The sequence below is a fragment of the Salinivibrio costicola subsp. alcaliphilus genome, assembly GCF_001996185.1.
GTDB classification, from domain to species: Bacteria; Pseudomonadota; Gammaproteobacteria; order Enterobacterales; family Vibrionaceae; genus Salinivibrio; species Salinivibrio costicola.
Map to the genome: position 1 here is coordinate 36,263 of NZ_MUFR01000028.1, position 9,305 is coordinate 45,567.

Here is a 9,305-nt window from a genome sequence, read left to right on the forward strand (position 1 = left end):
CGTCTATACGGATAAAAACCCACCACTTCCGTATCTGGCTATGCATTTTTAAGAATATAAGCCCACAAGGTGTCTGAGCGCGCTGGCCTGATGTATCACGTCGCGCTGATAGATAGGCTTCTTTTTATCGTGTTGGATTTCGCTATAATGCAGCAAAACCGATAAGGAAGCTGTAGTTATGACTCAGGTATCAAATGTCGATCCGGCAGAAATTCAAAAGTTTGAAGACATGGCATCACGTTGGTGGGATTTAGAGGGTGAGTTTAAGCCTCTACACCAAATCAATCCTCTGCGTCTTGACTATGTGATGGCCAAAGCCGGTGGACTATTTGGTAAGAAGGTGCTCGATGTCGGCTGCGGTGGCGGGATCCTTGCAGAAAGCATGGCGCAAGAAGGCGCCGACGTCACCGGCTTAGATATGGGTAAAGAGCCACTCACCGTTGCCCGACTCCACGCGCTTGAAGCGGGCGTCGATGTTCAATACATCCAATCAACAGCCGAAGAACACGCCAGTAGCTTTGTCCAGCAATACGATGTAGTGACATGTATGGAGATGCTAGAGCATGTCCCTGAGCCCGCCTCTGTCATTCACGCCTGTGCCCAAATGGTTAAACCGGGTGGCCATGTCTTTTTCTCAACCTTAAATCGCAATACAAAATCCTGGCTATTTGCGATTGTCGGTGCCGAGCACATTCTGAAGTTAGTCCCGAAAGGCACCCACGAGCATCATAAATTTATTCGGCCCTCAGAGCTGATGACAATGATTGATAACACCTCGCTTAATGCCCAAGATATGACTGGGTTGCACTATAATCCGTTTTTCGACACCTATAAGCTGTCGAATACCAATGTCGATGTGAATTATCTCGTTCATACTCAGGCCCCCTAACCGACTGAAAAGGAAGCAAGCTGGCATGACTCCGTCGACCATCCTCTTTGATCTTGATGGCACCCTGCTCGATACTGCGCCCGATATGGGTGAAGCTGCGAATCGTGTTTTAGCCGAATTTGACCTGCCGCCTTTGACCGCGGAGCAAATATACACCCACACCAGTTTTGGGGCGCGAGGGCTGCTCACGGCCGGATTTGGCGAGCAAGCAAAACATCAAGATCCTATCGCCTTACGTGCGCGCTTTCTTTATCATTATGGCCAAGCGATTTGCCAAGGGACGCAGGTGTATCCAGGTATTGATGCACTGCTGGATAAGTTGACGCATTTAGCGATGCGTTGGGGCATTGTGACCAATAAGCCTGAAGGGCTCACTCATCAGTTACTCGACCACTTTCCGCGTCTGCAAGCGGCACAAGTGATTGTGGGTGCCGATACTTATGCGCACGCTAAGCCACATCCATTACCTCTTTTAGAAGCGGCCAAAACGCTTGATTGTGCGCCAGAGTGCTGCTTCTACGTCGGAGATATCGAAAATGATACTCGGGCGGCTCATGCAGCGAATATGAAGTCGATTGTTGCTGGCTGGGGATATGTGGGTGATCCGGCGCTAATTCGCAATTGGGAAGCAGATCATATTTTTACCACACCAACACAGCTTAGCGCCTTTCTTGGATCCTAGTCACACCCCACATTTTGTGGGGTTTGCTGACTTTTCAATCAGTTAAAACCGATCACTGATCATGACTAAGATCAACCAAAATAAATTTTTTTTATTGCTAATTTTTGCCTTTCAGTGATTGAAATTTTCATTAATCTTGGCGGCCTTGAGCCAGTAGGTTGGTAGTTACTAACTTTAAGGATAACATCCCCAAGATATCCACACCCTAAGGCCGTCAGATTGGCTTGCAAAAGTGCGCCTATATCACTATCTTGTAACCGACTTACACGCCGACCCCTATATATAGTGTATGAACGACGCAACGTCCGCATAGAGGCCGACCAAAAAATCATCAGCATTTTATAAGAACTTGCAAAAAGAGCAGTTTGGCAAGGAAATATTGGGAAAGCATACAAATGAACCAAGAAATTACCGTATTAAAGCGTGATGGACGCAAAGAAAACTTAAACCTCGACAAAATCCATCGCGTTGTGACTTGGGCTGCCGAAGGCCTCTCAAACGTTTCCGTTTCTCTGGTTGAGATGCGCTCTCACATCCAGTTTTACGATGGCATGCGCACTGAAGATATCCACGAGACAATCATCAAAGCCGCTGCCGACCTTATCTCTGAAGAAAGCCCGGATTATCAATATCTCGCTGCGCGTTTGGCTGTCTTCCATTTACGTAAAAAAGCCTATGGCCAATTCGAGCCACCTAAGCTGGTTGATCATGTAAAAGGCATGGTTGAGAAAGGCAAATACGATAAACACATTTTGGAAGACTACAGCCTCGAAGAGCTCGAGACCCTGGATGGCTATCTCGATCACTGGCGTGATATGAATTTCTCGTATGCGGCCGTCAAACAGCTGGAAGGTAAATACCTGGTACAAAACCGTGTCACCGGTGAGATTTACGAGAGCGCGCAGTTCTTGTACATGATGGTCGCTGCCTGTTTGTTTGCCTCTTATCCCAAAGAAACGCGTCTTGACTATATTCGCCGCTTCTACAATGCCGCGTCGCAGTTTAAAATTTCGCTGCCAACGCCGATTATGTCAGGCGTACGGACACCAACACGCCAGTTTAGCTCTTGCGTGCTGATTGAGTGTGACGACAGCTTGGATTCAATCAATGCGACGTCCAGTGCCATTGTTCGCTACGTGTCACAGCGCGCAGGGATTGGCATTAACGCAGGCCGCATTCGTGCACTGGGTAGCCCTATTCGTGGCGGTGAAGCTTTCCACACCGGCTGTATCCCTTTTTATAAGTATTTCCAAACCGCGGTGAAATGTTGCTCACAAGGTGGCGTACGTGGTGGTGCAGCGACTTTGTTCTACCCGATGTGGCACCGTGAAGTTGAATCGCTACTGGTATTGAAGAATAACCGAGGCGTCGAAGAGAACCGTGTCCGCCATATGGACTACGGGGTACAAATTAACAAGCTGATGTACACCCGTTTGCTTAAAGGTGGCAACATCTCGTTGTTCTCACCATCAGATGTGCCAGGGCTCTATGACGCATTCTTTGAAAACCAAGAAGAATTTGAGCGTCTGTATACCCAGTACGAAGCAGATGAATCAATCCAGCGTGAAACCGTTAAAGCCGTGGATTTGTTCTCACTGATGATGCAAGAGCGTGCGTCAACAGGCCGTATTTACATTCAAAATGTGGACCATTGCAATACGCATAGCCCGTTTGATCCATCTGTTGCGCCGATTCGTCAGTCGAACCTGTGTCTGGAGATTGCCCTCCCCACTAAGCCACTGAATAATGTTGAAGACGAGAACGGTGAAATTGCACTGTGTACCCTCTCGGCCTTTAACCTGGGTGCGCTTGAATCACTCGATGAGTTGGGTGAGCTAGCTGAATTGACCATTCGTGCACTGGATGCGTTGTTGGATTACCAAGACTATCCATTGCCCGCCGCACGTAAAGCGACCATGAACCGTCGTACGCTCGGTGTGGGTGTCATTAACTTCGCATACCACCTGGCTAAACATGGCGTGCGTTATTCGGATGGCAGTGCGAATGGCCTCACGCATCGTACCTTTGAAGCCATCCAATACCACTTATTGCGTGCATCGGTAGAGCTGGCGAAAGAGAAAGGCGCGTGTCCAGCCTTTAATGAAACCACCTATGCACAGGGCATTCTCCCTATTGATACGTATAAAAAAGATTTAGACGCGATTTGCGACGAACCGCTTCATCTGGATTGGGAAACCCTACGTAAGGATATTCAAACCCATGGTTTGCGTAACTCGACCCTGACAGCGCTGATGCCGTCTGAGACGTCTTCGCAAATCTCAAATGCCACCAATGGCATTGAGCCACCGCGTGGTTTTGTCTCGGTCAAAGCATCAAAAGATGGCATCTTGAAGCAGGTGGTACCGGAGTATGATAAATATAAAAATAACTACGAACTACTCTGGAACATTGGTAGCAATGAGGGTTACTTACAGTTAGTGGGTATCATGCAAAAATTCGTTGACCAAGCGATTTCTGCCAACACCAATTATGATCCGAGCCGACATGCAAGCGGTAAAGTTCCTATGAACCAACTGCTTAAAGATCTGCTCACAGCTTATAAATTAGGGGTAAAAACCCTGTATTATCACAACACCCGTGATGGCGCGACGGACGGTCAATCCGACTCAAGCGCGGCACAAGCTGCCGATGATGATTGTGCCGGCGGTGCATGTAAGATCTAACACAATATGCGAAGGGCCCCACCCGGGCCCTTTTCTAGAGGTTAATAAGATTCATGGCTTACAGTACGTTTTCTAAAATTAACAACGATCCGCTTAAAGAACCGATGTTCTTGGGCCAATCGGTCAACGTTGCCCGTTATGACCAGCAAAAATATGAGATTTTTGAAAAGCTGATCGAAAAGCAGCTGTCTTTCTTTTGGCGCCCAGAAGAAGTCGATGTATCAAGCGACCGTATTGACTACAACAAGCTACCTGAACATGAAAAGCATATTTTCATCAGTAACTTGAAGTATCAAACATTATTGGATTCTATCCAAGGTCGTAGCCCAAATGTGGCACTGCTTCCATTGGTTTCCATTCCGGAGCTAGAGACCTGGATTGAAACGTGGAGTTTCTCAGAAACCATTCATTCGCGCTCTTACACGCATATCATTCGTAATATTGTCGCTGATCCAGCGGTTGTCTTTGACGACATTGTGATGAATGAACACATTCAAAAGCGCGCCGAAGATATTGCGCAGTATTACGACGATCTTATTCAACTAAGCAACTACTATCATCAGCTTGGTGAAGGCACACACACCATTAACGGTCATACCGTCACCGTGAGTTTGCGTGCCCTAAAACGTCAGTTGTATTTGTGTTTAATGTCAGTGAATGCACTTGAAGCGATTCGCTTCTACGTCAGCTTTGCCTGTTCGTTTGCGTTTGCTGAGCGCGAATTAATGGAAGGTAACGCCAAGATCATTAAATTTATCGCGCGTGACGAAGCGCTGCACCTGACCGGCACACAACATATGCTCAATATTCTGCGGAGCGGTCAGGACGATCCTGAAATGGCTGAGATCGCAAAAGAATGCGAGCAAGAATGCTTTGATCTGTTTAAAAAAGCCGCCGAGCAAGAGAAGGATTGGGCCGAGTATCTATTCCGTGATGGCTCCATGATTGGGTTGAACAAAGACATCTTGTGTCAATACGTGGAATACATTACCAACCTGCGTATGTCCGCTGTTGGCCTCGCCCCCGCGTACGACGATGCAACCCAAAACCCCATTCCTTGGATTAATGCATGGTTGTCATCGGATAACGTGCAAGTTGCCCCACAAGAAGCGGAGATTAGCTCCTACTTGGTGGGACAGATTGACAATGAAGTCAGCGTTGAAGACTTCGGTGATTTTGAACTATGACCCGTATCACTATCGACGTGAATGGCGTGGAGGTGGGTGGCAACACCCACCAAAACTTGCTTGAACAGCTCGAAAATGCTGGCATTCAGCCTGAATATCAGTGCCGAAGTGGTCTGTGTGGTGCGTGTCGCTGTAAACTTAATCAAGGTTCGGTCACTCAACACGATGCCATGGCTTTCGTGATGCCCGGGGAAATCCTTGCCTGCCAAAGTGCCCCACAAACTAACGTCTCAATTGTCTTTGACTACCAACCGGCATGCATTAAAAAACAAGTGAACGAGGCGTGACCGACAGTCACCGCCTCGTGGCGTGTTCTTCTTTTCTGTAACCTTCTCTACGCCAGCGTCTGTGCATCGATAAAAATGTCGTCGTGGCGAGTTAAGGATGCATAATCCGCAATAACGGCTTCACCACTAAGATAACGCCGTAGCATGTCTAATAAGACCGTCGCCATATAACAACGTGCATCGTCATTTGAAAGGTGTCGCTTAAAACTAAGCCGCTGCCCCCATTCACCTTCTGGGGTAGAAATCGCCACACATATCTGGCCGTGAAGCTCAGGTCCGCAGGCAAGTCCGATTTGACGCTGTCCTGGCGACGTCGTCGCACTTGCCATCGCTAATGACGCGGCTAAGGGATTAGCGACCGCTTGCTCTGGCACATGCGCATTCGACATTACCCACCCCTGCTCAACCAGATGTGCCGCCTGACCGTTTAAAGTGCTCGCCAGCCAACCACCAGTGAATTGTTCCGCAACTTTTAACACCACACCGTGATGATTGATATCCGCAGCCAATGCCGCCGTCATCGGCTCAGAAAAGGACACGACATAGTCCGCAAGACGATGCCGTAACGCGTCCAGAACCGCATCTTTTTCAACATGATCCGCTTCGATGAACAACTTAACTTCAATAAACGGCAAGCTGGAGCGATACCCGAGTGTTGCACTATTGGGAAGCACTAACGATGCCATCACATCGCTTATCCCCGACTCTGACAGCCCAAATGTAAATAAACGGTAACACGATCGCGCTTTGGCTGGGTAATTATGTAACAACTCAGGAAGAATTTGCTGTTCAACCATTGAGAAAAACTCAGAAGGCACTCCGGGCGTAAAGTAAAAGTGACACCCGTTGAGCTCACAGTGAAAGCCACAAGCAGTGCCTTTGGGGTTATCAATTAACCTTGCGCCTTCTGGCAGCATCGCCTGCTTGAGGTTACTTTGGGCCATCGGCCGGCCTCGACGCTCAAACCGCTGTTTTAACTCGTCTAACCACGCTTCATTGAGGGTTAACTCTACCCCCATCGCAGCAGCCATGGCCGCCGTGGTTAAATCATCCGTGGTCGGTCCTAATCCGCCATTTACGATCACGACCTCTTCCGTTTGTGACAGGCGTACAAGCTCAATCGCCATATCATCAAGTTCATCGCCGATAGTCACACGACGAGACATCGCCAGCCCGTTTTCAAATAATACTCTTGAAAGCCAAGCGGCGTTGGTATCGGTAATATCACCCAGCAATACCTCTTCACCTGTCGAGAGCATTGCGATCCGTGGCAATGGGGTTTCATGTTGTTGTTTGTCCACCTTGCCGCTCCTTGTTGTCGCGATCATCCGACCTTGATTATGACATTAGACGGCACAATGCACTACCCCACCCTTGTCGTACACTTTATTTTACAACACCGTACCTGTAACATTACACAAAGCCGTTTTTTTATCTGTCTAGACGATGCACAATACGAATAAATTCAGGTTATCTTTTGTGCGAACACAACAATTAACTATTTATTAACATTGGTTAAACATAATATGAATAAAGTACTCGGAAGTTCGCTCATTATTGCGGGCACAACCATTGGCGCCGGTATGCTGGCGTTGCCTCTTGCCTCTGCCGGCATCGGGTTTGGCGCATCGATGGCACTCATGGGTGCGATGTGGGCCTTAATGACCTATACCGCCTTACTGATGTTAGAAGTGCATCAGTTCGCAGAGGCCGACGCGACATTGCACAGTTTAGCGAAACAGTTTTTGGGGAATAAAGGAAAATGGCTGGCGTCGTTTGCGATGCTCTTTTTATTCTACTCACTTTGTGCCGCATATATTGCAGGTGGGGGCAGCCAATTAAATGAAAAGCTAGCGCAATGGTCGGCCATTGAGCTACCACCTGCGGCAGGCGCCGTTTTATTTACGCTGGTTTTCGGTCTTGTGGTGACATTGGGCACCAGTAAAGTGGATTTAATTAACCGCGGGTTATTCACCATTAAGTTATTATTCTTAATCTTGGCCTTAACCCTACTGACGCCTCATGTCTCTAGCATCAACTTAGTCGAAATGCCCGTTGAACGAGGTTTGCTGGTTGCCGCGTTACCGGTCATTTTCACGTCTTTTGGCTTCCACGGCAGTATTCCTTCTATTGTGCGATACGTCGGGATCGACTTACCTTCGCTAAGAAAGGTCATGATTATTGGCTCTACCCTTCCGTTGGCCTTGTATATCTTTTGGCAAGTAGCCAGCCTCGGGACGGTGGCACAGTCTACCTTGGTACAAAACGGTGAACTGTCCCAGTTTGTGGCAATTATCCAATCAGTGGTTCAACAAGACTATATCGCTTCAAGCATCTCACTGTTCGCCGATTTAGCACTAGCTACGTCTTTTCTCGGCGTCAGTTTAGGCTTGTTTGACTTTATCTCCGACAGCTTTAACCGCCAAGATAGCGTGCGTGGGCGCTTACAAACAGCGGCTATTACCTACCTCCCACCGTTGGTCTTTGCGCTGTATTATCCGCAGGGTTTTATCACAGCGTTAGGATACGCCGCGATCGCACTCGTCATTCTTGCCGTGGTACTCCCGGTTTTGATGGTGCGTAAGGCACGCCAGACGGTCTCAACTGACGAGCACTATCAAGTCATTGGCGGTAATCTTGGATTGAGCCTGGCAATGGTCGGCGGTATCACGGTTGTCGCGGCGCAATTTATCGGATAACACACCGAGGGCCGACCTTGATTCACACCATCGGTCGCACCCCACGCTGATGGGGTGCGACCTTTAAGCACCGATAAGTCCGCGCGCCAATGTACTTATCCCCGCCAATGTACAGAGTATTAGCATCGCTCGGCGAACAAATTGCGGTTTAACACGTGGCGCAATACGGTAAGCCAACCAGGTCGCCAGCAATACGGCAGGAACAGCAAATGCCGCTTGTTTGACATGCCACCAGGTTAGATAATCGGTCGCGCTCAAGGCGATTAAAGACAAAATGCAGCTCACAACAAAGTAGCCTGCCAAACAGGCGCGCATTTTATTCACCTCTGCATGCTGTAACACAAGCGCCATCGGTGGACCACCGATACTGGTCGTTGTTCCCATGACTCCCGACGTAAACCCAGCGATAAAAAAGTTACGCCGGTTGGGGGCAATATTAAAGCGCATCACACTGGCAAACACAGCGAGCAAGACGGCAGCACCTATAATAATTTCAAGCATTTGTGTTGTGACTACCAACATGATCCCGCCCGCAACCGCGGTGCCTGGCACTCGGCCGAAGTACGCCCAACTCAAATCACGAAAAGACAACTGATGACGATATTGCCAAGCGTTAATACTGGCTAATGTCAGCCCCACCATCGAAATTGTCGTTGGTACCAATTTCGGATCAATCATCAATAAAAGTGGCGCCGCTACGATCGCCATTCCAAAGCCAATCAAACTCTGCACAAAGCATCCTAACCCTAAGATCAGAGCCACCGCAATCGACACACCAATATACCCAATTAACTTGAAGATGCATGATTGAACATCTGAAAGTTATCGTTAATACGAGACGTCAAAGACCCTGCGATCTCAGGAAGAGTCACAGTAA

The 9,305-nt window shown here is 48.4% G+C and carries 8 protein-coding genes; 6 read left to right on the forward strand and 2 right to left on the reverse strand.

What is annotated here, in order from left to right:
• Positions 1-178: 178 nt before the first annotated feature.
• From ubiG to yfaE, 5 genes are all read left to right on the forward strand, one after another.
• Complete coding sequence (ubiG, locus tag BZJ21_RS10635) at positions 179-889, forward strand: bifunctional 2-polyprenyl-6-hydroxyphenol methylase/3-demethylubiquinol 3-O-methyltransferase UbiG (protein WP_021022396.1); 711 nt, start codon at positions 179-181, stop codon at positions 887-889.
• A 25-nt stretch (positions 890-914) separates the two neighbouring features.
• Positions 915-1,571: a phosphoglycolate phosphatase gene (gene gph / locus BZJ21_RS10640; RefSeq protein WP_077669760.1), complete on the forward strand. Its 657-nt coding sequence runs from the start codon at positions 915-917 to the stop codon at positions 1,569-1,571.
• 395 nt (positions 1,572-1,966) lie between these two features.
• Positions 1,967-4,255, forward strand: coding sequence for a class 1a ribonucleoside-diphosphate reductase subunit alpha (gene nrdA / locus BZJ21_RS10645; protein WP_077460203.1), 2,289 nt, complete (start codon positions 1,967-1,969; stop codon positions 4,253-4,255).
• 53 nt (positions 4,256-4,308) lie between these two features.
• Positions 4,309-5,442, forward strand: a complete 1,134-nt coding sequence (nrdB, locus tag BZJ21_RS10650) for a class Ia ribonucleoside-diphosphate reductase subunit beta (protein ID WP_021022399.1) — start codon at positions 4,309-4,311, stop codon at positions 5,440-5,442.
• Positions 5,439-5,729 carry a class I ribonucleotide reductase maintenance protein YfaE gene (yfaE, locus tag BZJ21_RS10655; RefSeq protein WP_021022400.1) on the forward strand — a complete coding sequence of 97 codons (291 nt, stop codon included), beginning with the start codon at positions 5,439-5,441 and terminating at the stop codon, positions 5,727-5,729. Before nrdB ends, yfaE begins: the two co-directional genes overlap by 4 nt.
• Positions 5,730-5,776: 47 nt before the next feature.
• Here the strand turns inward: yfaE and BZJ21_RS10660 are convergent, their stop codons facing one another.
• Positions 5,777-7,030 carry a CinA family nicotinamide mononucleotide deamidase-related protein gene (locus BZJ21_RS10660; RefSeq protein ID WP_236719548.1) on the reverse strand — a complete coding sequence of 418 codons (1,254 nt, stop codon included), beginning with the start codon at positions 7,028-7,030 and terminating at the stop codon, positions 5,777-5,779.
• A gap of 225 nt (positions 7,031-7,255) precedes the next feature.
• Here BZJ21_RS10660 and tyrP point away from each other — a divergent pair, with 225 nt between their 5' ends.
• On the forward strand, positions 7,256-8,428 hold the full coding sequence (gene tyrP, locus BZJ21_RS10665; protein WP_077669761.1) for a tyrosine transporter TyrP: 1,173 nt from the start codon (positions 7,256-7,258) through the stop codon (positions 8,426-8,428).
• 63 nt (positions 8,429-8,491) lie between these two features.
• Here tyrP and BZJ21_RS10670 read toward each other — a convergent pair whose 3' ends face one another.
• Positions 8,492-9,202, reverse strand: a complete 711-nt coding sequence (locus tag BZJ21_RS10670; RefSeq protein ID WP_330359244.1) for a sulfite exporter TauE/SafE family protein — start codon at positions 9,200-9,202, stop codon at positions 8,492-8,494.
• Positions 9,203-9,305: the final 103 nt, after the last annotated feature.

What these genes read in the sequence shown, in the direction of transcription:
- yfaE (WP_021022400.1), top strand. Translation starts at nt 5,439, where the DNA reads ATGACCCGTATCACTATCGACGTGAATGGCGTGGAGGTGGGTGGCAAC.
- nrdA (WP_077460203.1), top strand. Translation starts at nt 1,967, where the DNA reads ATGAACCAAGAAATTACCGTATTAAAGCGTGATGGACGCAAAGAAAAC.
- nrdB (WP_021022399.1), top strand. Translation starts at nt 4,309, where the DNA reads ATGGCTTACAGTACGTTTTCTAAAATTAACAACGATCCGCTTAAAGAA.
- tyrP (WP_077669761.1), top strand. Translation starts at nt 7,256, where the DNA reads ATGAATAAAGTACTCGGAAGTTCGCTCATTATTGCGGGCACAACCATT.
- ubiG (WP_021022396.1), top strand. Translation starts at nt 179, where the DNA reads ATGACTCAGGTATCAAATGTCGATCCGGCAGAAATTCAAAAGTTTGAA.
- gph (WP_077669760.1), top strand. Translation starts at nt 915, where the DNA reads ATGACTCCGTCGACCATCCTCTTTGATCTTGATGGCACCCTGCTCGAT.